General features: G+C 60.0%; 19 protein-coding genes. 9 read left to right on the forward strand and 10 right to left on the reverse strand.

The window, feature by feature from the left end; genetic code table 11:
* Nucleotides 1-818 precede the first annotated feature (818 nt).
* Nucleotides 819-3902, reverse strand: coding sequence for a DUF2339 domain-containing protein (locus tag VJU77_08390; protein ID HKP03361.1), 3084 nt, complete (start codon nucleotides 3900-3902; stop codon nucleotides 819-821).
* A 7-nt stretch (nucleotides 3903-3909) separates the two neighbouring features.
* Nucleotides 3910-4665: a Nif3-like dinuclear metal center hexameric protein gene (locus VJU77_08395; GenBank protein HKP03362.1), complete on the reverse strand. Its 756-nt coding sequence runs from the start codon at nucleotides 4663-4665 to the stop codon at nucleotides 3910-3912.
* Nucleotides 4666-4913: 248 nt separating this feature from the next.
* Between VJU77_08395 and VJU77_08400 the strand changes: the two genes are divergently transcribed.
* Nucleotides 4914-5318, forward strand: a complete 405-nt coding sequence (locus VJU77_08400) for a hypothetical protein (protein ID HKP03363.1) — start codon at nucleotides 4914-4916, stop codon at nucleotides 5316-5318.
* 125 nt (nucleotides 5319-5443) lie between these two features.
* On the opposite strand, the gene VJU77_08405 is transcribed toward VJU77_08400, so the two are convergent.
* The 7 genes from VJU77_08405 to tmk form a co-directional block, all read right to left on the reverse strand.
* Complete coding sequence (locus VJU77_08405; protein ID HKP03364.1) at nucleotides 5444-6499, reverse strand: NAD-dependent epimerase/dehydratase family protein; 1056 nt, start codon at nucleotides 6497-6499, stop codon at nucleotides 5444-5446.
* A gap of 30 nt (nucleotides 6500-6529) precedes the next feature.
* Nucleotides 6530-7225: a 6-phosphogluconolactonase gene (gene pgl, locus VJU77_08410; protein HKP03365.1), complete on the reverse strand. Its 696-nt coding sequence runs from the start codon at nucleotides 7223-7225 to the stop codon at nucleotides 6530-6532.
* A gap of 7 nt (nucleotides 7226-7232) precedes the next feature.
* Nucleotides 7233-7709: a peptide-methionine (S)-S-oxide reductase MsrA gene (msrA, locus tag VJU77_08415; protein HKP03366.1), complete on the reverse strand. Its 477-nt coding sequence runs from the start codon at nucleotides 7707-7709 to the stop codon at nucleotides 7233-7235.
* A gap of 42 nt (nucleotides 7710-7751) precedes the next feature.
* Nucleotides 7752-8384: a hypothetical protein gene (locus VJU77_08420; GenBank protein ID HKP03367.1), complete on the reverse strand. Its 633-nt coding sequence runs from the start codon at nucleotides 8382-8384 to the stop codon at nucleotides 7752-7754.
* Between the two features lie 32 nt (nucleotides 8385-8416).
* The gene (fabG, locus tag VJU77_08425; GenBank protein ID HKP03368.1) at nucleotides 8417-9160 is read right to left on the reverse strand and encodes a 3-oxoacyl-[acyl-carrier-protein] reductase; all 744 of its coding nucleotides are present in this window, start codon (nucleotides 9158-9160) and stop codon (nucleotides 8417-8419) included.
* 118 nt (nucleotides 9161-9278) lie between these two features.
* The gene (locus VJU77_08430) at nucleotides 9279-10250 is read right to left on the reverse strand and encodes an AAA family ATPase (GenBank protein HKP03369.1); all 972 of its coding nucleotides are present in this window, start codon (nucleotides 10248-10250) and stop codon (nucleotides 9279-9281) included.
* Nucleotides 10251-10253: 3 nt separating this feature from the next.
* Entirely contained in the window at nucleotides 10254-10910 is a 657-nt protein-coding gene (tmk, locus tag VJU77_08435) for a dTMP kinase (protein ID HKP03370.1), read from the reverse strand.
* 226 nt (nucleotides 10911-11136) lie between these two features.
* Here tmk and VJU77_08440 point away from each other — a divergent pair, with 226 nt between their 5' ends.
* From VJU77_08440 to VJU77_08465, 6 genes are all read left to right on the forward strand, one after another.
* Complete coding sequence (locus tag VJU77_08440; GenBank protein ID HKP03371.1) at nucleotides 11137-11544, forward strand: EVE domain-containing protein; 408 nt, start codon at nucleotides 11137-11139, stop codon at nucleotides 11542-11544.
* Nucleotides 11545-11684: 140 nt separating this feature from the next.
* Entirely contained in the window at nucleotides 11685-12497 is an 813-nt protein-coding gene (locus tag VJU77_08445) for a polysaccharide deacetylase family protein (GenBank protein HKP03372.1), read from the forward strand.
* A 12-nt stretch (nucleotides 12498-12509) separates the two neighbouring features.
* Nucleotides 12510-14912 carry a glycosyltransferase gene (locus tag VJU77_08450; protein HKP03373.1) on the forward strand — a complete coding sequence of 801 codons (2403 nt, stop codon included), beginning with the start codon at nucleotides 12510-12512 and terminating at the stop codon, nucleotides 14910-14912.
* A 25-nt stretch (nucleotides 14913-14937) separates the two neighbouring features.
* Entirely contained in the window at nucleotides 14938-15735 is a 798-nt protein-coding gene (locus VJU77_08455) for a peptidoglycan-binding domain-containing protein (GenBank protein ID HKP03374.1), read from the forward strand.
* Nucleotides 15736-15811: 76 nt separating this feature from the next.
* Nucleotides 15812-18001 (forward strand): ATP-binding protein, encoded by a 2190-nt coding sequence (locus tag VJU77_08460; protein HKP03375.1) that lies wholly within the window; start codon nucleotides 15812-15814, stop codon nucleotides 17999-18001.
* Nucleotides 17982-18542 carry an RlpA-like double-psi beta-barrel domain-containing protein gene (locus VJU77_08465; protein ID HKP03376.1) on the forward strand — a complete coding sequence of 187 codons (561 nt, stop codon included), beginning with the start codon at nucleotides 17982-17984 and terminating at the stop codon, nucleotides 18540-18542. Before VJU77_08460 ends, VJU77_08465 begins: the two co-directional genes overlap by 20 nt.
* 2 nt (nucleotides 18543-18544) lie before the next feature.
* Here VJU77_08465 and VJU77_08470 read toward each other — a convergent pair whose 3' ends face one another.
* Nucleotides 18545-19519 (reverse strand): hypothetical protein, encoded by a 975-nt coding sequence (locus VJU77_08470; GenBank protein HKP03377.1) that lies wholly within the window; start codon nucleotides 19517-19519, stop codon nucleotides 18545-18547.
* Between the two features lie 143 nt (nucleotides 19520-19662).
* Between VJU77_08470 and VJU77_08475 the strand changes: the two genes are divergently transcribed.
* Together VJU77_08475 and VJU77_08480 are read left to right on the forward strand one after the other, a co-directional pair.
* Nucleotides 19663-19962 carry a zinc ribbon domain-containing protein gene (locus VJU77_08475; GenBank protein HKP03378.1) on the forward strand — a complete coding sequence of 100 codons (300 nt, stop codon included), beginning with the start codon at nucleotides 19663-19665 and terminating at the stop codon, nucleotides 19960-19962.
* A 5-nt stretch (nucleotides 19963-19967) separates the two neighbouring features.
* The gene (locus VJU77_08480) at nucleotides 19968-20294 is read left to right on the forward strand and encodes a DUF2834 domain-containing protein (protein ID HKP03379.1); all 327 of its coding nucleotides are present in this window, start codon (nucleotides 19968-19970) and stop codon (nucleotides 20292-20294) included.
* The last annotated feature ends 25 nt before the right edge of the window (nucleotides 20295-20319 follow it).

The raw sequence follows: 20319 nt of genomic DNA on the forward strand, positions 1-20319 counted from the left end.
TTTCGGGCGCTGCTTGGCGCCTGCAACAGCCCCGGAGGGGCGCTGGGATTAGAGCCCGGAGTGGAGCGGCAGCGAAACTCCGGGAACCGACCGATCGCATCTGTTCAACCCCTGACAAGGGGTGACGGAGGGCGCTTCGAATGGCAGGTGTCTCATCAATCGGCAAACGGGAATAGAGGATCCAATAATCCTTTCGCGTTTTCCGTCGCTCCTTTCAGGGGCTTGCTGGTTTCGATTCAGACACCGGGAGTTCCGCTTCGCTGCACTCCCGGCTTTATTCCTTCGCGCCTTTCAGGCGCTGCTTGGCGCCTGCAACAGCCCCGGAGGGGCGTTGGATTAGAGCCCGGAGTGGAGCGGCAGCGAAACTCCGGGAACCGATCGAATTGCATTTCCAACCCCGGAAGGGGTGACGGAGGGCACTTCGAATGGAAGGTGTCTCATCAATCGGCAAACGGGAACAGAGGATCACCTTTAATCCTTTCGCGTTTTCCGTCACCGCTTCCCAAGGGCTCGCTGGTTTCGAATCATATATCGGGAGTTCCGCTTCGCTTCACTCCCGGCTCTAATCCCGATGCGCCCTCCGGGCGCGGGTTGGCCGCCTGAGATGTTCGAGCGCCCCACGCAAACGCGGCTCCAGCTTGGAGCAGTCTGTGAGGCTCGCCCGAACACTCGGCGCTGGCCGATGATCGCCACCGAGGGGGATGAATCCGCCTGGCGGCTCGCGAACAAGGTGGCTCGGCGCTGGCCGATGATATACGTCAGTGACGTATATCATCACCGGTGTTGCTGTTGGTGTCGGTGCAATGGTCGCCGCTTTCCTAGGACGAGCTCGATTGCAGGGGCGGAGGGGGAGGAGGCATCGGCGGTGATGACGGTGACGACGGCACCGGCGGTGGAGAGTCCGGTGGGACTGGAACCGGCGGTGGCGGCGGGACTGGCGGCGGCGGTCCTGCGGGAGGAGGAGGCGGCGGCGGCGGCTTCTCGCCTTTCGGCACGAGGAAGCGTTGATAGAGAAACGACGCGACGATCAGGATAACCGCGACGCCGATAAAGGCGCCGATGCGGTAGAGCTGGCTGAGCTGGCTGAGATCATGCAGGAAGAGTTTCGCGAGCGTGACGACCAGAAGGGCCACGCCGGAATAACGGACCCAGCGGGTCTTCTGGCGCATGCCGATGAGGAGCAACGCAAAGGCGTAAAGCGCCCAGGCGATCGAATAGGTCATGTCCCGCGCGAAGTTGCCTGAGAACGAAAAGGTCAGGGTCGGCCCGATGGAAAAATAATCGGCAATCTCGATGTTGAGGAGGAGAAAGGTAAGGATCGCGCCTAACGAGTAGAGAGTCGTGGGCGCGGACCGTTCGAAGACCGTGTTCCGCGGCGGCCGAATCAGCCAGGCGCCGGCAAAGAGGCAGACGATGGTAATTCCGTAAGCATACAGGTACCAATTCAGGATCGGGGTGGGAGTGCGGCGATGATATTCCAGCACGGCCGGGTTCAGGGCGAGCCGAACGAAGGCCAGGCAGAGCAAGCCGAAACCGACGTAACGGAGCCCGCGGTTCGGAACCCGCCGGAACAACCAGAGGAGCGCCAGGCCTTCCAATGCCCAACCCAGCGTGATCCATTCCCGGTCGAACTGGATCGGGAAAATGAGGGTAATGAAAAACAACGCGGCCCCGCCTTGCCACGCGAGCCGCGCATCGCCAGTGGCGGGATCCGCCTGGCGGTTACGGATGAGAAAGAAAACGGCGATCGCATACGGAACAACGAAAGCAGCGGGAGCGAGGCCGTTCTGCAACCCGGGGAACGCCTTCGTGATGGTGTCGTAGATGAGCGCGAACTGGAGCGGGCCCGCGAGCGCGCCAATCGCCCACGGCAACGCCTTCCGTTCTTCCGAGGTGAAAAACGGAAACGCGAAGAAGATCAGGAAAAACGCCGTCTGCCATCCGAGCGCGAGGGCGGCGTAATCAATGTGGAAATTCGGGGCGCCCTGCCATTCACATTGGACGAGCCAGCCGAAAACGAGCGCGATAAGCGCGATCCAACTCGTGCGGGCGATGACCGCGAGGCCCAGCAATAGCACGCAGAGAACAAACGTGGTGAGGAAATAGGGCGTCGGATTCGCCGCCGGCAGCTTGGTCATTGCCATCATGATCAGGACAAACGGAAGCGAGGCGGCGAGCGCGGGGATGTTGCGGCGCGCATGCGGCGAATCGGGGAAGAAGCGTCGCGCCGTGAAGAGTAACACCGAGAAAAACAAAGTGCCCGACCCCGCGGCGACAATGAGAAAGCTGCTCAGGTCGATGTCCGGCTCGCCGGCTGAGATCCAAAGAAACGCAGAAATGAAGGTGAGGACGACAGCGCCGGCGATGGCGAGCACCGAGCGTCGGACGAGCGCGACACCGATGACGACGAAGTCGAGAATGAGGAGACAGAACCAGACTGCGGAACCGGTTTGATTTTTCGAGACGCAACTCCAGATCAGGACCAGCGGCAGAAGCGGAAGATAACTGAGCCAGGGCGATCGTTCTGCGTCAGGTCCCGTTGTTCTCGGCCAGACCGCGAAGCCCGCGTGAAAAATCGAATACGCGACGTAACCGCCCAGCGCCCACCAGAGTGAAGCGGACGTCAGGTACATCCCGGTCCAGATCGCGAGAAAAAGGAAAACGATTCCGCCGGCGAGCGGGACGACCAGGTCGCGTTTGGAATAAAAGAAGGCGAGCGCGAGCAGGCCCGCTTCGGCCACAAACATGTAGGTGAAGAGGAAACCAGGTCGCGGCCCAAAGTCCCGGTAACTCAACAGGCAGAACCCCCAGGCGAGTGCCGCCAGGCAAACCGCGATGGCAGCGCGCGCGGTCCAGTTGGCCGGAGGATGCAACCGGCGCGCCCAGGCAAAGATGGCGAGAAACTGCACTTCGAAGCCGATGAAAACGGCAAAAGCGGTGTTGCCTTTCCAAGGCACAAAAAACTTCGCGGCCCAGGCGAATTCCATCACGATCGTCCCGGCCGCCGCGAGCAGAACCAGATAATCCCATCGTTTGCGCAGGGCGACGGCGGCAACCCCAACGTTCAGGACGGCGATGTAACCGAACAGCGCGGTCGGATTATCGACGCCAGTCGAGAGCAAGACCGGCGTGAGAAATCCGCCGAGGAGCCCGAGCACGACGATGACCTGCGCGTTCATGCGAACCGCGAGGAAGAACGCGGCCGCGGTCACGACCGCCATGAAAGCGAACGCCGGAACGAGGGCGATCAAATGGTAGTAAACGTGCGCCGCAAAGATGTTGCCGTAGAGAACCAGGACGCCAGTCGCACAAAGGCTCTGGCCGGAGACGCGATATCGCCGAGTGGAGGTGAACCAACCGGTGATGACAAGGCCGACACCGAGCACCGTCCCGATAGCGACGCGCATTGCGGGCGTGATCAGGTTGTTGTCGAAGGAATATTTTACCAGGAAGACGATCCCGAGGAAGAGGACGAACCCGCCGATCCAGGCGAAAAGTTTCACTCCGAAAAATGCTTCCCAATCGAACGGCTTTGCGGGGACCGGTGGCGGCGGCGGCGGGACAATCGGCGGCGGTTGGAACGCTGGCATCGGCGGGACCGGGGGCGGTTCCGGTGGAGGTGGAGGCACAGCCGGCTGCGATGGGATCGGCACCGTGGCTATCGGTGGAGGCGGAGGCGCGGACACCGTTTCCGCGGCTCGCGCGGGCACGGTCGCTACAGCCTGCGCCGCTGCTGGTGGCGCGACGGGAGCGCGGCCGCCGCCTGCTTCCAGTTCCGCCACGCGCCCAACCAAATTGCGAACCGCACTCTTGAGTTTGCAGATCTCGACGATGCCCACGATCACCAGAGCAATCGGGACGAGGAAGACCAGCAGGCCGATACAAACGAATGTGTTTTCCATCAGGACCTCACAAGCCGGTGGGAAAATCGATAAATTCCCACGGCAAATTGAAGCGATTGGACAGGTGGGCGGCCAGCGCTTTTACGCCAAATGTTTCGGTCGCGTAATGCCCGCCGAGCAAAAGATTGATGCCCAGCTCATCCGCCGCGACAGCCGCCCAATGGGGCGCTTCGCCCGTGATAAACGTGTCGATTCCTTCGCGCGCCACGGCGTAAATTTCCGAGCCGGCGCCTCCGGTGATCACCCCGATCGATTTAATTTCCTCGGGACCGGCCGGAAACAGTTTCACCGGCCCGCCCAACGATTGCTCCAGCTTGCGCGCCAAATCATCGCGGGAGATGCGCGCATCAATTCGCAGCCCGAGGCAACGGCCCTTTTCCTTGAAGAACGGCGCGGTGTTTTCGAAACCGAGCGCGTTGGCGAGCTGTGCGTTGTTGCCGAGCATCGAATGGACATCGAGCGGGAGGTGCGAGCTGTAGAGAGCGAGGTCGTGGTGAAAAGCGCGCTCGAGCAGGCGACGGCGGCCGCCGGTGAACGGTTGCAATCCCGGCCAGAACAACCCGTGGTGGACGATGAGAAAATTGATCCCCTTCTCGATCGCTGTATCGATCGTGCGAGTAGAGGCATCGACCGCGGCGCCGATCTTCGTGACTTCGCCCGAGTTCTCAATCTGCAAGCCGTTCAACGCATTAGGCCAGTCTTCGATCTCATCCACGCCAAGGAGGTCGCGGCAATAATCCACCAGTTGAGGCAGGTTCGGCATTCGCGGTCCTTTCTACTCAACGGACGCGCGCTTGAACAGGGGGTAGTGCAGGCCGGCCCAGGATTCTTCATCCCGGCCACCCCACCCGACCGCGATCCTGTTCGTACACATCAAGATCGAGACGACCGGGAGAAGGATTCTTGCCGATTCGGAATTGGGATTCCCGGGCGATGAATCACTCTTCTTGACGGATGGCCTTCTCCTTGGAACGATGACCTCAGCGATTCTCAAAAAAAGGAAGGAACATTTTGGAATACACTGACGCGCCCGTTTCCGAACCGCCGGTTTCCTCCGACACGATGGTGTGTCCGCTCTGCGGCCATATCCTGCCGAAAGACGCGGAAGCGTGCGACCGCTGTGATTGGGTGCGCAGCGAGCACGAGACGGCCGAGGGCAAGGCGAGCGATGCCGTCGCGGTCATGCTGAGCGTGATCCCGGGACTCGGTCATGTTTACAAGGGCTATAAGGTGCTTGGACTACTCTTTTTCGTTGGAGCTATCGGAGCACTTCTCGCCGGCGCCCTGGCCGCGACAGCGACGGCCGGCTTCGGTTTGGGGTTAATTCCGCTCTATTGGTTCGGCGTAATGTTTCACGTCTACGGCGTCAAGGACCAGGTAGCGCCGACGACGAAGGACGAGGGCGAGGAGTACTGAGAGCGCCATCCGCGCGCCAGCCTTGTAGCGACGCCGCTCAGTCGGCGTAAGAACGCGCAGCTTGATGCAAAGCCTCCGTACGGCGACACCGCGCCGTCGCTACACTTAGAATTCCGGAGTCTTTGCTACTCGTCCTTAACCGCCGCGTGAATCTCTTCCAGGATTTCACGCAAGCCGTAACGGAGTTTCCATTCGGGATAATGTTCCTGAAATTTGCGAACATCGCTGATCCACCAAATGTGATCGCCGATCCGGTTGTCTTCCTCGTACTTCCAGGTCAGGCGTTTGCCGCTGATCTCTTCGCAGAGCGTGATCGCCTCCAGCATTGAACAGTTGCTGTGGCGGCTGCCGCCGATGTTATAGACTTCGCCGGCCCGCGGGGCGCGAATGAAAGCGGCGAAGGCGTCCACTAGATCGGCGCTGTGAATGTTGTCGCGCACCTGCTTCCCGCCGTAACCGAAAACGCGATAAGGCCGTCCGGTCACGGTGCAAATCATGAGATAGGAAAGAAATCCGTGCAGCTCGGTGCCGGCGTGGGCCGGGCCGGTCAGGCAGCCGCCGCGGAATGAAACCGTGGGCATCCCAAAATAGCGGCCGTATTCCTGGACGAGGATGTCCGCGGCCGCTTTCGAGGCGCCAAAGAGCGAGTGCTTTGTGTAATCGATGCTCATCGTCTCGGAAATCCCGGGCTCGTATTCGTGGCCCGGCTCGATTTCCCAGCGCGAGGTCAGCTCGCGCAACGGCAACCGATTCGGTGTATCGCCGTAGACCTTGTTCGTCGAAGTGAAAACAAACGGTGTTTCGGGGCAAACTTCGCGCGCGGCCTCGAGCAGATTCAGGGTGCCGTTCGCGTTCACGCCAAAGTCCGTCTGCGGATCGCGCGCCGCCCAATCGTGCGATGGCTGCGCCGCGGTATGCACCACCCCGGCAATCTCGCCGCGATGCTGCCGGAAAAGATCCCGCACGCCATTCGCATCGCGAATATCAATATCGTGATGCTGATAATCGCGCACCGTCTCCACGAGCCGGTCCCGGGTTTTCTGGGTGGAAGCTTCGGCGCCGAAGAAGCGGCTGCGCATGTCGTTATCGATGCCGATCACGCGATAACCCTCGGCCGCGAAATGCTTGACCGTCTCCGAGCCGATCAAACCGGCGGAACCAGTCACGATGATCTTGCGCATGAAGAAGTAAAAGCGGAACCCGTGCCGTGACTAGGCGTCGCCCAGGATCCAGGTGAGACCGCCGTCAACGGGTTCGACCCGCGCGGCCGGAAATTGCCGGTCGCCCGCGAGGACTTTCTCCAGGAGCGCGGCGTTCTTGTGCGCGTCCGCCAAAAAGCAGACGTGCCGCGCCTGGTTGATCAGCGGAAAAGTAAAAGTGAGCCGCCAGGTATTGAACTTCGGGACAAAATTGGCCACGACTCTTCGGGTTTCTTCCTCGAGCGCGGCCGTTCCGGGAAACAGGGAAGCGGTGTGCCCGTCATCGCCGATTCCAAGCAAAACCAAATCATGCCGGTAAATGCTCTCGCCGCTTTGGGCCGCGAGGCGGTCGAGGTTATCCTGATATTCCTGGGCGGCGGTCTGCGGATCGATCTCGCCGCGCATCCGGGCAATCGACTTTTCCGGCACCCCGGCGAGAACGAAAAGTGATTCGCGCGCCATTCGAAAATTGCTCTGCTCGTCATTGGGCGGAACACAACGTTCGTCGCCGAAAGTGAAAAATATCCGGTCCCAGGGAAGGTCCCTCCCGATCCGGACCAGGTCCGAATAAACCGGGCGCGGAGTTCTCCCACCGGAAAGAGCGATTCGGAATTGGTCTCGCTCGGAGAGAGCGGCGCGGGCCTGGTCGAGAATGAACTGGGCGGCATCCGGCACGAAATTTTCCGACCGAATAACGTCCCGCTTCATGCGCTGATCAGAGCGCGCAGTGAGACAGGCCGCGCTTCTCGAGATACCGCTGGTGGTATTCCTCCGCGCGATAAAATGCCGGCGCTGGCTCGATGAAGGTCACAATCGGATTCTTGAACCGGCCGCTCTGGTCGAGCCGCGCCTTCGATGCTTCCGCCGCCGCCTGTTGTTCCGGCGAATGATAAAAGATCACCGACCGATATTGATCGCCCACATCGGGCCCCTGGCGATTCAGCGTCGTCGGGTTGTGGTTCGCCCAGAAAACCTCGAGCAACTGATCATAACTCACGGTCGCCGGGTCGAACTCCACTTCGACAACTTCCGCGTGGCCGGTGGTGTGGCTGCAAACGTCCTCGTAGGTCGGGTTCTTTGTTTTGCCGCCGGTGTAACCGACAATGGCCTCCTTCACGCCGGGAACGGCACGAAAGGTCGCTTCAACTCCCCAGAAACATCCCGCGCCGAAGGTCGCTTTTTCTGTCGCCATTTTACAGCATCAGACGAGAAGGCACCGCGCGCAAGGCACGCTCTAACGCCCAACGAGGCGTTTTCTGGCGCTGATCGAATTGGCGTCGAGCCTGGTAAAATCCTCCACCAGGAGAAGTTCGCAGGCGCCGTTGCCGGTATCGTCACGTCGCAAGGAACTGCGCCATGTTCCAATGCCCGGACCGGTTGCCTCCACCAGTTCGCCCTCGAGATGAATCAGCTCGCCGCCCCGCAGCGATTCGCAAGCGTTCGCGATGGTATCGTTCGCGGGAATGATGTGAATGTTGGTGCTGTGCCGGACGATTTCATCCTGGGGAATCGGGGGTGGCAACCGATATTCATACCAATAAAAGCGCATGCTTTGGCTGATCTTGAGCTGATCGAGCACGGCCTGGTCCGACATGCGTCCCCAACCGACGGCGAGATCCACCGGAACGAGCGCCGATTGGTTATCCCAGCGATACCGCTTTGAATGGAGAAGGCGCGCGTCGATGGAAAAATGCGCGAGCGTTTTCAATTGAAAGCCTCCGTGCTCAATCGACGTCTCGTCAGGCAGATCGGTTTGCTCCGGATCGGAGGCAATCAGAATGCCTGGTGGATAAACGATCGGCGCAGTGAGATGCCGATAGCCTAACCAAAGGAGAGCAATCGCGATGAGCGCGCAGAGAATCTTCACAGACGTCGGCCATCTGTGAAGCAGCTTCGGTGCTACATCACCATCCCGCCATCGACCGTCAGCACCTGCCCGGTGATGTATTTCGCTTCCGGCGAAGCGAGAAACGCCACGGCGCTGGCGATGTCGTCAGGATGGCCAAGCTTTCCGAGTGGCACTTTTTGCAGGATGCCCTGGCGCACTTCGTCGGAAAGCACACCGGTCATGTCGGTCTCGATCAACCCCGGGGCCACGGCATTGACGGTGATGCCGCGGCTGGCCAGTTCGCGCGCGAGCGATTTCGTGAGGCCGATCAACCCGGCCTTGCTGGCGGCGTAATTTGCCTGGCCCGCATTGCCGATCAGGCCAATGACGGAACTGATGTTGATGATCCGGCCGCTCCGTTGCTTGATCATCGGCCGCATCAGCGCCTGGGTGAAATTGAACGCGCCTTTCAAATTCGTGTTCAAAACGGTGTCCCAATCCTCCAGCGGCATCCGCATGCTGAGGCCGTCCCGGGTCACACCGGCATTGTTCACCAGGATGTCGACGCGCCCGAACTCCTCCAGGATTTGTCCGGCCGCTTTCTGGACCGCGTCCTGTTCGGCAACATCGACGGCGTACGCCCTGGCCGCGTCGGCCCGGGTCGCGTTGATCTCCTCGGCCGTCTTTTTCGCATTTGCCTCAGTGCGGCTGACGGAAGCGACCCGCGCGCCTTCGCTGGCGAGACGAACGGCAATAGCGTGCCCAATCCCCCTCCCCGCTCCCGTCACGACCGCGACCTGGTTTTCGAATCTCATGGGACGAATGTTAGGCAACCTTCGTCTCGGGAACAACCATCAAGGAGAAGGTAGGGACGGCGCGCTGCGCCGTCCGCAAACGCGCGGCCACCTAAAAGGACGCCGCAGCGCGGCGTCCCTACCACACAAACACGCTCAGAAAGGCCACTTCGACGGCGAGCGCTTCCTGGATGTTTCGTCCGAGATGATCGCGCATGTCTTCCAGGCGTCGGATTCGCCGCAAAACATCCGGCGTCTCTAGCCGGGCGGCGAGCGCTTCCGTTTCGCGCTTCGCGCTCGGAAGTTCCCGGCGCGCAACGCCCGTATTCGCTCGCAGAACGTCCGACCACCAAAGAAAAAGAATCTCGACCAGACCGGCGCGCCGGCGCAGATACCGGCTTTCGGTCAGCGCCTTATAGTAATCCTCCCGATCATCAAGCCACGCGCCGTCGGTCGTGTTCTTGTAGCGGGCCACTTCAGCCTTCTCCGCCGCGTCATTCTCTTCCTGGATCGTTTGGCGAATCTGGCGAAGCAAACGTTGAAACTGCCCGGCTAAATAATATGCCGCCTGAATCCCCTCCGCTTTCGACTTTGCCGTTTGCCCGAGCAACTCGATCATCTCTTTCTCTTCAGCCGAGAGCACCGCTTTTTCTTCGGCGGCGAGCGGAACGGCCACGCAACGCGAAAGAATCGTGTCGGGCAAAACCTCCGGCATGGCGCTCAGGAGAATCAGAAGCGAATCTTTGGGCGGTTCCTCCAACGTTTTTAGAAATGCGTTCGCGGCTTGCGGCATCAGGCGATCAGCCTCGGCGATAATGGCGACTTTCCGGTGACCATTGCCGCTCCGCATTTGCAAGGTGTGTTCGAGGGCGCGGATCTGTTCGATCACGATCCGGCGTGATTTCGATTCCGGCTCCGCCAGATAGACACCGGGCGGCGGTGCGCTGAACACGTCCTCGGATTGCGTTCCCGAAACCAGATTCGACAGGTCGGAGGCGAGCGCCCGCTTGCCGCTGCCGGGCGGGCCGGAAATCAAATAGGCGTGGCCGAGGCGACCGCGCTCGTGCGCGCGGTTGAGGTACTCGAAGGCGCCGGTGCGGGTGAAGGACATGGGTCAGATTTGCGATTTGCGATTTGCGATTTGCGATTGAACCGCCGTCCAGACCTGGGCTTCGATTGCATCGGCGGATTGGGCGCCGTCGATCAGGATGAAACGATCGGGCTCGGATTGGGCGAGGTCGCGATAGCCGGCGGAGACGCGTTCGTAGAATTCGATGGGTTCCTGTTCCATCCGGTCTTTCACTTCAACCGGACGAACGCGGCGAAGCATCCGTTGCCGAGCGGTCTCGACGTCGACGTCGAGGAGGAAGGTCACGTCGGGGCGGGCGTCGCCGATGGCGAAGGCGTTCAGGGTTTGGACAATCTCCGGCGGGAGCTTGCGCGCGACGCCCTGATAGACGGTGGTCGAATCGAAAAAGCGATCGGAGATGACGATCATCCCCTGTTCCAGGGCGGGCGCAATCGTTTCGCGGACGAGCTGGGCGCGGCTGGCTTCGAAGAGCAGCAGCTCCGTTTCCGGCGTCATGGCGAAACTCTCCGGAGCAAACTGCAACAGGTCGCGGATCTTTTCCCCGATGGCGGTGCCGCCGGGCTCGCGGGTGACGAGCGTGCGCAGACCCGCCTGCTCGAGCCGGGTTGCGAGCCCAAGCGCCTGCGTCGATTTTCCGCAGCCTTCCGAGCCTTCGAATGTGATGAACAGGCCGCGAGCCATGGGAGCGAGTGTGAAACAAACGAGGGCCGTTGTCGAATCGGGCGCAAAATAACAGCATAAGCTTCAAGGAGCGGCGGTTTGAAACCGCCGATGTTTTTCTAGCGGCGCCCTCCATCCGTTGCAGGGGCTATCAACAAATCGATGCCCTACAGCCTCGGTCGGCGGTTTCAAACCGCCGCTCCTTGAAGCTTGTTGGCGGGTCGGAACGTGTTGTACTAATCGTCGCGTGAAACAATTCTGGCTGGTGAAACAGGAACCGTCGGCCTACTCGTGGACCGACTTTGTCCGCGACGGCAAAACAGCGTGGACGGGCGTGCGGAATTTCACCGCCCGGAACAATCTTCGCGCGATGCGCAACGGCGACGCGGCGTTTTTCTATCACAGCGTGACGGAAAAGGCGGTGGTCGGGATCGCGAAGGTCGTGCGGGAAGCGTATCCCGATCCGACGGCAAAAGAAGGCGACTGGAGCGCGGTTGATTTGGCGCCGGACAAGGCGTTGTCCAAACCGGTGCCCCTCGAGGAGATCAAGAAAAACGCGAAGCTGAAGCAAATGGCGCTGCTGCGTTTGTCCCGGCTCTCGGTTCAACCGGTGACGAGCGCCGAATTTGAAGAGATTGTTCGCATGGCAAGGTAGGGAGGCCGCGCTGCGGCGTCCGCGCTAATTGCGGATCGTTCAGCTACAGCGGACGGCGCGGCGCGCCGTCCCTACCATGATCTGCACGCGATCCACCATATTAGGCTTGTTTGCGGGCAACTTGAGATCGAAAATCCGGTGTGACCGGCGCCACTGCGACAACGTTGTCTCCCCTTTTCGCGCTCTCGGCGGAAACGGACCGGGATGCGTTGATCGTGTCGGTGCATGATGTGGCTCCGGTCACTCAGGCTGCGGTCGAGAAAATCCTGAGCGAGCTTTGCCAGCATCGGGTGTCGGTTTGTTCGCTCCTGGTAGTGCCGAATTATCATCACCGCGGCTCCTCGACGGAGGACAAGGTGTTCGTCCGATGGCTCCAGGAACTCGAGGCGAACGGACATGAGATCGTGATCCACGGTTATTTTCACCAGCGGCCCCGGCGAGAGAAAGAAAAGGTAACCCATAAATTTTTTACCCGGCTTTACACCAGTGACGAAGGCGAATTCTATGATCTCGATTACGACGAAGCGTTCCGCCGCATCTCCAAGGCCCGGGCTGAATTCGTCGCGGCGGGACTGACGCCTCGCGGTTTCATCGCGCCCGCCTGGCTTCTCGGCCCCGACGCGGAACGCGCGGCGGCGGAAGCGGAAATGGAATACACGACCCGGCTGACCTGCGTGCGCGACTTGCGGTCTGGAGAGAACTTTCACGCGCGAACCCTCGTTTACAGTCTCCGGAGCGGCTGGCGGCGCCTCGCCAGTCTGGCTTGGAACCGCGCCCTGGCGGCGCCTCTGGCCGACGCGCCCCTGGCTCGCGTTAGTATTCATCCGCCCGATCGAGACCATCCCGATATCTGGGACCAGATTCTGCGGCTGACCGACCGGTTGATCGAAAGCCGGACGGCAACGACTTACCGTGATTGGGTGGCCGAAAGGCGCGCCCGGCGCGGCGCCTAGCCGGCGTGAACCATGAGCCTTTGCGATCTCCATATTCATTCCCGGTTCAGCGCGCGGTCGGAGGAATGGCTGTTCCGGCGGTTTGATTTCCCTGACAGCTATTCCGACCCGCGGGAGCTTTATCGGCTTCTGCGCGAACGGGGGATGGATTTTGTCACGATCACCGATCACGACACGATTGAGGGCAATCTCCAAATCGCCGATCACGCAAATACTTTTATCAGTGAAGAGGTTACGACCTATTTTCCCAATGAACCGTGTAAAATTCATCTCTTGGTTTGGGGTATTTCCGAGACTCAACATTCCGAGATAACGGCTCTCCGGGAGAATATTTTCGAGCTGCAAGCTTACCTCCAGAAAGCGGTCATCGCTCATTCGGTGGCGCACCCCCTTTACAGCATCAATGGCAAGCTCGAGGCCACCCATCTCGAACGGCTGATCCTGCTCTTCAAGCATTTCGAAGGGATCAACGGTTTACGCGACGCTCTTCTCAGCATGCTGGCGCGGGAGCTTCTCTCGGGGCTCACGCCGGCGAAAATCGACGAGCTGGCAAATCGCCACAATCTTCAGCCCACGCATTCCGAGCCTTGGAAAAAAATCTTTACCGCTGGGTCCGATGACCACGGCGGACAGTTCGTTGCGGGCGCTCACACGGAGACGCCGCGGGCCCGCACCGCCGCCGATTTCCTCCAGCACGTTCGCAAGGGCGCCTGCACGCCGCGCGGGGAAGGCGGCACCCCACTGGCTTTGTCCCACGGCTTTTACAATACGGTTTCCTGTTTCATCCAGGACCGGTTCACGGAACGCCTCGGGGCAAGCGCTCCCCTGCTCGAAACCATGTTCTCGCGTTTCATGGAAGGGCGCGATCCCACCGAATTCACGTTGCGCGAAAAGGCGACCTTCATCGCGCAAGGCGTCATGTCGGGAAAAATCTTCGAGCTAGCCAAGCCGAGCAAGGTTTCACTCTGGAAAGGCCTCTCGAAGCATTTCGCGCGGCCAAAGGTGAAGGCGCGGCTGGCCAGGGAAATGGCCGGGGTGACCGAACCCGAGCGTCGAACCTTCCTCATGGCCAATCTCGTCTGCGAACAGCTCGCGTTTCGTCTCTTCGAGAAATTCGTCCAGCAGATCCGGAGCGGAAACGTGATCGAGAGCATGCAGGCGTTGAGCGGGATCGCGCCAATTTTGGTCGTGCTCTCGCCTTACCTCTACGCTTTCTCGAGCCAGGCTCCGTCTCGCAAATGGCTCCGGGAAATTTTCCAGCAAATGACCGGAGCGATTCCGCCCGAGCTGCAAAACCGAAAACGCGCCTGGTTTACCGACACGCTCGACGACGTGAATGGTGTCGCGACCACCATCCGGAAAATGACGGCGGCAGGCAAGGCGGCCGGCGAGAAGCTGATCGTGGTCACCTCGCGCCGGGACCTGCAAGTAGACAACATTCCGATCAAGAATTTCCGGCCGATCGGCGAATTCGAGTTGCCCGAGTACGAGCTGCAACGCCTGAGCTTCCCGCCGATCATGCAGATTCTTGATTACGTCCAGCGTGAGCAATTCAGTGAAATCATCATCAGCACGCCGGGCCCGATGGGTCTCACCGGATTGCTCGCGGCCAAGATGCTGAATCTGCAAACGAGCGGCATCTATCACACCGACATTCCGGAATACGTCCGGATCCTGACCGACGATCGGTTTCTCGAAAGCCTGGCCTGGAGTTACATGCATTGGCTCTACGGGCAGCTCGACACGGTTTTTGTAAACTCGGAGCAGTACCGGAAATGCTGGATCGACCGCGGGTTTGCGCCGGAGAAATTGAAGATCCTGCCGCGCGGTCTCGATACCGATCTTTTTAATCCGACCCGGCGCGATCCCCTGTTTCTGCAGGGACCCGGCGTAAATGGCAGTGAGGTCCGCCTGTTGTATGTCGGCCGTGTCTCGAAGGAAAAAGATCTCGATGTCCTGGTGGCCGCTTACCACAAGGTCCGCGAGACGGGGTTGCCGGTAAGACTTTTTGTGGTCGGGCATGGCCCCTATGCAGAGGCGCTGGCCGAGGCGCTGCCGGATGCGGTTTTCCTCGGCTACCTCAAAGGAGAAGCGCTCGCCAAGGCATACGCTTCCGCAGATGTGTTTGTTTTTCCGAGCACGACCGACACCTTCGGCAACGTGATTATCGAAGCACAGGCCTCAGGGTTGCCCGTGATCGTGTCCGACTTGGGAGGTCCGAAGGAGCTGGTGGAGGATGGGGCGAGCGGAATTATCACCAAGGCGCACGATGCCAATGATTTCGCCAAGGCCATCAGCCGGTTGGCTGGGGACGCGAAATTGCGGGCCCGGATGGGAGAAAAAGCGCGCCGGAGTGTCATCGACCGAAGCTGGCCGGGGGCCTTTCGCAAATTCTGGCAGGCGACCAATTTATAATTTTCATACGATAAAATGATGCAATATGCGCGTCCTTCTCTGCCTCTTGCTCCTGCTAGCCCTCCCCCTTGGACGGCTCAGAGCGGACGAAACCATCCGGCAGGTGCAGGAAGAGCTGCGCAAGCGCAATCTCTATTTCGGCAACATCGACGGTCGGACTAGCGACGAACTCGCCGGCGCCCTGAAGCGCTATCAGAACCGGAAAGGGTTCGTGGTCACTGGTAGCGTCGACCAGGAGACCGCAAATTCATTGCATGTGCAGGCGGCCACCGTCGCGTCAACGGCAACGTTGCCCGATGAGCCAGTCCTGCGAAGCGACTCCGCGAGCGCAATGCCGGAATCCCAACGTCTCGCCCTGCAAAAGGAAGCCGAAGCCAACCCGGACCTCACCCCGAGCCCGGCCCCACCGGCCGAGCCGCCTGCTGCCGGGCAGGACCTGAGTCCGGAGCGGGTGACAAAATTCGTTCAGGATTACTTGCGCGACGGAGAAAGTCAGGACGTGGCCAGCCAGGTAAAATATTACGCGTTTCCGGTCCAATATTTCGACCATGGGACCGTCGCGGAAGAATTTGTTACCAAGGACACCCGCAACTACGTCGAGCGCTGGCCACAACGAAAATATGCCCTGGAGGGTCCGGTGAGCTTTTTCGCAGGGGATGAAGGGACGACGAACATAGAATTTACGTATTCTTTTGAACTTCAGAGCGCGGCCCGAAAGACGAAGAAGAACGCCAGGGGCCGCGCAAAACACCGATGGACCATCCGATCGGAAGGGGGCGAACTAAAAATAGTTGCGATTAAGGAGCAGCGTTTACACGAATAAATAGATGGGGAAACCGTCTGATCGAGTCTGGCTTGCGTGACTCGGCGGCGGTAGGGCCGGGAATCAGGGATCCAGTATGAAAGTCCAAACCAAGATCACGCTTCTGCTTCTCGTCGTGGTCGCCACTTTCATGGCCGGCCTCGGGGCTTTCCGGCTTTACGATCGGCAAAAGTTTGCCCGGATCACCAAGGAGCGGGAAATCGAGCGCAAGCAGTCGTTCGAAGCATTTCTGAAAAAGGACGGTGAGCCGCTCAAAACGCTGGCGGATTACGACACCACCTGGGACCAGATGGTGCAGGCGATCCAGAAAAAGGACGCCGCCTGGTTCGAGGACAACGTCAACAAGGAAACTCTGCTCGGCTACAAAGCGAACGCGGTCTGGATATACGATCGCGACGGAAGCCTGGTCTACTCAAAAAACAGCACCGGCGAAACGCCTGGTCTTCTTCCCCTCCCCCCGGGTGGATTAGGTCAACTTTTCGCCAACGACCCGACGGCCCACTTCTTCGTCACGATCGGTTCCGACCTGTTGGAAATCCGCGGCGCCACTGTCCATGGCTCGATGGACTTCAACCGCCAGACTCCGCGACAGGGGTTTTTCTTTGTCGGCCGTTTGTGGAACGCGGCCGCCGTGGATGAGATGGCGATCTTTTCGAGCAACCAAATCCGGCTGGTTATGCCACCGAGCGAGCGCGAGATCCTGCCCCAGGACCGCGAACACGCCGGGGTGGTGACGTTTTCCCAAATGCTGACGGGCTGGGATGGAACGCCGCTCGCGCAATTGGTGGTTCGAAATGAATCCCCGGTTGTTCGCGAACTGACTCGTTCCAGCGAGCGGCTTCTTCTCTGGTTTTGCATCTTCGCCGTGGTCGTTCTCCTCCTGATTTCCTGTTCGCTCGTGCGTTGGGTTAGCCACCCTCTTCGCCAAATTATGGCGAGCCTGAGACGGAACGATCCGAAGCCGATCGAGGGCATGTGCAAGGATGACTCGGAGTTCGGAGAAATGGCGCGGACCACGAAGCAATTCTTCGAACAGCGCGACAACCTCATCCGCGAGATGGAAGAGCGGCGCGTGACCGAGGAGGCGCTGCGCAAAAGCGAAGAGGAACTCCGGCATTCGCAAAAAATGGAAGCGGTCGGCCGGCTCGCGGGCGGGGTCGCGCATGACTTCAACAACCTTCTCACCGCCATCATCGGTTATGCGGAATTGATCGCCACTCGCACGAGCAGCAATTCACTCGCGAAACAGAACGCCGAGCTGATTCGCAAAGCGGGCGAGCAGGCGGCCGCGCTCACCCGCCAGCTCCTGGCCTTTAGCCGCAAACAAATTCTCCAGCCGAAGGTCATCGACCTCAACACCCTGGTCGTGGAGATGGAGCGCTTGTTGCGGCGCGTTATTGGCGAACGTTTCGATTTGCAATCCCATCCCGACGCCGACGTCGGCCGGGTCAAAGCGGATCCGAGCCAGATCGAACAGGTCGTGCTGAATCTCGGAGTCAACGCGCGCGACGCCATGCCTCGGGGCGGTAAGCTCATCATTCGGACGGACAACGTCACCCTCGATTACAAGGCCGCCCGGCACCTCTCCGTCACTCCGGGCGATTACGTGATGCTCTCGGTCACCGATACCGGCGCGGGAATGGATGAAGAAACCAAGTCCCACATCTTCGAGCCGTTCTTTACCACGAAAGGGCCGGGCAAAGGGACCGGCCTCGGCCTCGCCACGGTTTATGGGATCGTCCGGCAAACCGGCGGCGGAATCTCCGTGGAAAGTGAGCCCGGCAAGGGAAGCACTTTCCGGATTTACCTGCCGCAGGTTTCAGCACCGATCGATTACACTCGAAGCCACTCCGCGCCCGTGGACAAATCGGATAATTTTGAGACGGTGCTCGTGGTCGAGGATGAGGACATTGTGCGCGAGCTGGTCTGCGAAGTTCTCGAAGACCAGGGTTACAATGTCATTTGCGCGGCCGATGGCCTCGAGGCCTTGAAGATGGCGGAGGAGTTCGACGGCACCATTCATCTTCTGGTCACCGATGTCATCATGCCGCATATGAACGGCCACGAATTGGCCGAAAAACTTTCCAGCCTCCGTCCCGAGATCAAGATCCTCTACGTCTCCGGCTACTCCGATAACGACATTGGCGACCACGGAATTCTCGATCCGCGGTTCGAGCTGCTTCAGAAACCGTTCACGCCCCAGACCCTGGCCCGGAAGATTCGCGACGTGATCCTCGAGGGCAAGTATGCCTGCGCCGAGAAATGAGTTGGCGCAGCGCGGACTCCTCCAAATCCGACTCCCGCGCCTGATTACCACGCGTCGGATCGCTGGGGGGTTGTTAGCGGCCACCACGTTGATCTGCTCTGATTGCAAGCGACCGGCCTCCCAAGCGCGGAGGGAACACGCGGAGGAAAAGCCGGCCGCATCGGCGCTCGCTTCCTCGCCGAAAGCGGAACCAGAAAAGAAAGCGGTTGAGCGCGAAGTTCACGCCGTGTGGTACGATGTGCCGGCTGAGTCGCTGGCCAAACGGCGCGCCGGCAACGGTGAATTGACCGCCGCTCATAATCACCTTCCGCTGGGAACGCTTGTCCGCGTGACGCATGTGGCGAACGGCAAGAGCGTGATTGTGCGCATCACGGACCGTGGCATCACCAGTCGACACGCCACCATTGATCTCTGCAAGGAAGCCGCAGAAAAGCTCGATATCCTTCGCGAAGGATCGGCGCTCGTCCGCCTCGAAGTATTGCCCGACGACAAAGGCGCTGCTGCGAAGACCGATTCACCCGCTCCCGCGCTGCCGCCCTAACTTTAGGGCATGCCCGGGGGAGTAGGTGGTGGCAACATTTCGTTTGGCGGCTGGGTGGACGCATCCGCCGGGGCGGCAACGCCGACCGCAGCCCAGACATCGTAGGGATCGCCAAATTGCCGGAAGAACAACAGCTTGAACGCAGCCATCCAGACGAGCGCGGGCAAAAGCAGCACCGTGTTGATGTAAGGCAGGCCGCCGATGCAGCAGGTCACGCATGTCACGATCGTCCCAATGACCGCCACCCCGACCGCCAGCACAATGCCAAACAGGATAAACAGAACAAACGGTCCCGGATTACCAAGAATCAGTTTGGCGACGTCGAGGAACGCCTCCTTCGCCCGGCAGCGCCGCCGATACATGACCGGGACCATAAACGCCGAGACCACTCCAAAGAACAAGGCGAAGGCCATCCAGATCAGGCCGATCACAACTATTCCAATGACGACAAACACTGTTCCGGGATCGGAGTCGCCATGAAACTTAAAGAAACAAAGCCACAGGAACAGCGCCGCGATTGCGACGATCAGGAGCGCGCCGCACGCAATCAGGAGCGAGAATAGGAAAAAGCTGTTGCCTTCGCGGCGATATTCCCGCCAGGGGTCGGCGATGGCCGCGCGGTTTTTCACGATGCAATCCGTGAAGATGAATTTGCCCCGCGCCGAAACCCACATCCAGACCACCGCAAAAACGAGAGCAACAAGAACGATCCCGACGACGATGCCAATGATCCACGGGGTTGCGTCCCAAGGAAGATTGCCGTGTGACTCGGAGCGATATTTCCAGTCACCCTTTCCCAAGTTGCCGAGCTGGCCGCCGGGATTAAATCCGCCGCCGACCGCGCCACTCAAAAAAGCAGCGAAGGCGATGACGAACCATCTCCCTGCATCGAACGGACGAAAAAGCATCGTCTTCATCCATTCGGAGGCCGCCCCAAACGGCGCGAAAATTTCGATCTTCGGTTTCTCCCCGTTCATGCCGGAATTTCACTCCTTTGCTGCGACAGTTTCAAGCTTCGTATCCCGGAATTCTAGCGCCCCGCGGATCGGAAGCTCGCCGCAAGATGGCTTGTCTTCGGAAGCGCCTTCCTTCGGCTGAACTTCGCGATAGAATGAAATCGATGGCGAACCGCAAACAAACCAGGCCCAAAACACCGGACGTCTGTCCAGTCTGCGGCGAAGATGTTCCCCGGGGCGCACTGGCCTGCCCTGAATGCGGCGCCGATCACAATTCGGGCTGGCGCGAAGATGCCGCCGATTATGACGGCCTCGATTTGCCGGACGAGAATTTCGATTACGACGATTTCCTCCGGCGTGAATTTCCTTCTGAAGTCAGACCGCCGGGAATCAAGCCGATTTGGTGGATCACCGCGATCGTGCTTCTCGCGCTTGGCATCGCGTTCTATTTTTTCAGGCACTGAAACGAATGCGTCTCCGCCACGTCTACCTCGCGCTCTGTCTCCCCGGGCTTGTCCTGCCCTACTGGAAACTCGTTCCCTGGATCATCGATCACGGCCTGAACCTGACGTTGCTTTGCCAGGAATTGTTCGCGACCCGCATCGGCGCGTTCTTTGGGCTCGACGTCGTCGTTTCCGCAATCGTCCTTTTCGTTTTTGTCGCGACCGAAGGCCGGCGCCTCGCGATGCCGCGCCTCTGGCTTCCCATCCTCGCCACCCTTCTGGTCGGCGTTTCGCTCGGCCTGCCACTCTTCCTTTATCTTCGCCAGCGCCGCCTCGACGCCGGCCCTCTGTAGCGGCGGTCTCAGACCGTCGACATCG

This window comes from Chthoniobacterales bacterium, assembly GCA_035274845.1.
In the GTDB taxonomy this organism is placed as follows: Bacteria; Verrucomicrobiota; Verrucomicrobiia; order Chthoniobacterales; family UBA10450; genus AV80.

Bases quoted from the DNA above. Each gene is read 5' to 3' on its own strand.
- VJU77_08390 (HKP03361.1), bottom strand. From the start codon at position 3,902: ATGGAAAACACATTCGTTTGTATCGGCCTGCTGGTCTTCCTCGTCCCG.
- VJU77_08395 (HKP03362.1), bottom strand. From the start codon at position 4,665: ATGCCGAACCTGCCTCAACTGGTGGATTATTGCCGCGACCTCCTTGGC.
- VJU77_08405 (HKP03364.1), bottom strand. From the start codon at position 6,499: ATGCGCAAGATCATCGTGACTGGTTCCGCCGGTTTGATCGGCTCGGAG.
- pgl (HKP03365.1), bottom strand. From the start codon at position 7,225: ATGAAGCGGGACGTTATTCGGTCGGAAAATTTCGTGCCGGATGCCGCC.
- msrA (HKP03366.1), bottom strand. From the start codon at position 7,709: ATGGCGACAGAAAAAGCGACCTTCGGCGCGGGATGTTTCTGGGGAGTT.
- fabG (HKP03368.1), bottom strand. From the start codon at position 9,160: ATGAGATTCGAAAACCAGGTCGCGGTCGTGACGGGAGCGGGGAGGGGG.
- VJU77_08430 (HKP03369.1), bottom strand. From the start codon at position 10,250: ATGTCCTTCACCCGCACCGGCGCCTTCGAGTACCTCAACCGCGCGCAC.
- tmk (HKP03370.1), bottom strand. From the start codon at position 10,910: ATGGCTCGCGGCCTGTTCATCACATTCGAAGGCTCGGAAGGCTGCGGA.
- VJU77_08450 (HKP03373.1), top strand. From the start codon at position 12,510: ATGAGCCTTTGCGATCTCCATATTCATTCCCGGTTCAGCGCGCGGTCG.
- VJU77_08455 (HKP03374.1), top strand. From the start codon at position 14,938: ATGCGCGTCCTTCTCTGCCTCTTGCTCCTGCTAGCCCTCCCCCTTGGA.
- VJU77_08460 (HKP03375.1), top strand. From the start codon at position 15,812: ATGAAAGTCCAAACCAAGATCACGCTTCTGCTTCTCGTCGTGGTCGCC.
- VJU77_08465 (HKP03376.1), top strand. From the start codon at position 17,982: ATGCCTGCGCCGAGAAATGAGTTGGCGCAGCGCGGACTCCTCCAAATC.
- VJU77_08470 (HKP03377.1), bottom strand. From the start codon at position 19,519: ATGAACGGGGAGAAACCGAAGATCGAAATTTTCGCGCCGTTTGGGGCG.
- VJU77_08475 (HKP03378.1), top strand. From the start codon at position 19,663: ATGGCGAACCGCAAACAAACCAGGCCCAAAACACCGGACGTCTGTCCA.
- VJU77_08480 (HKP03379.1), top strand. From the start codon at position 19,968: ATGCGTCTCCGCCACGTCTACCTCGCGCTCTGTCTCCCCGGGCTTGTC.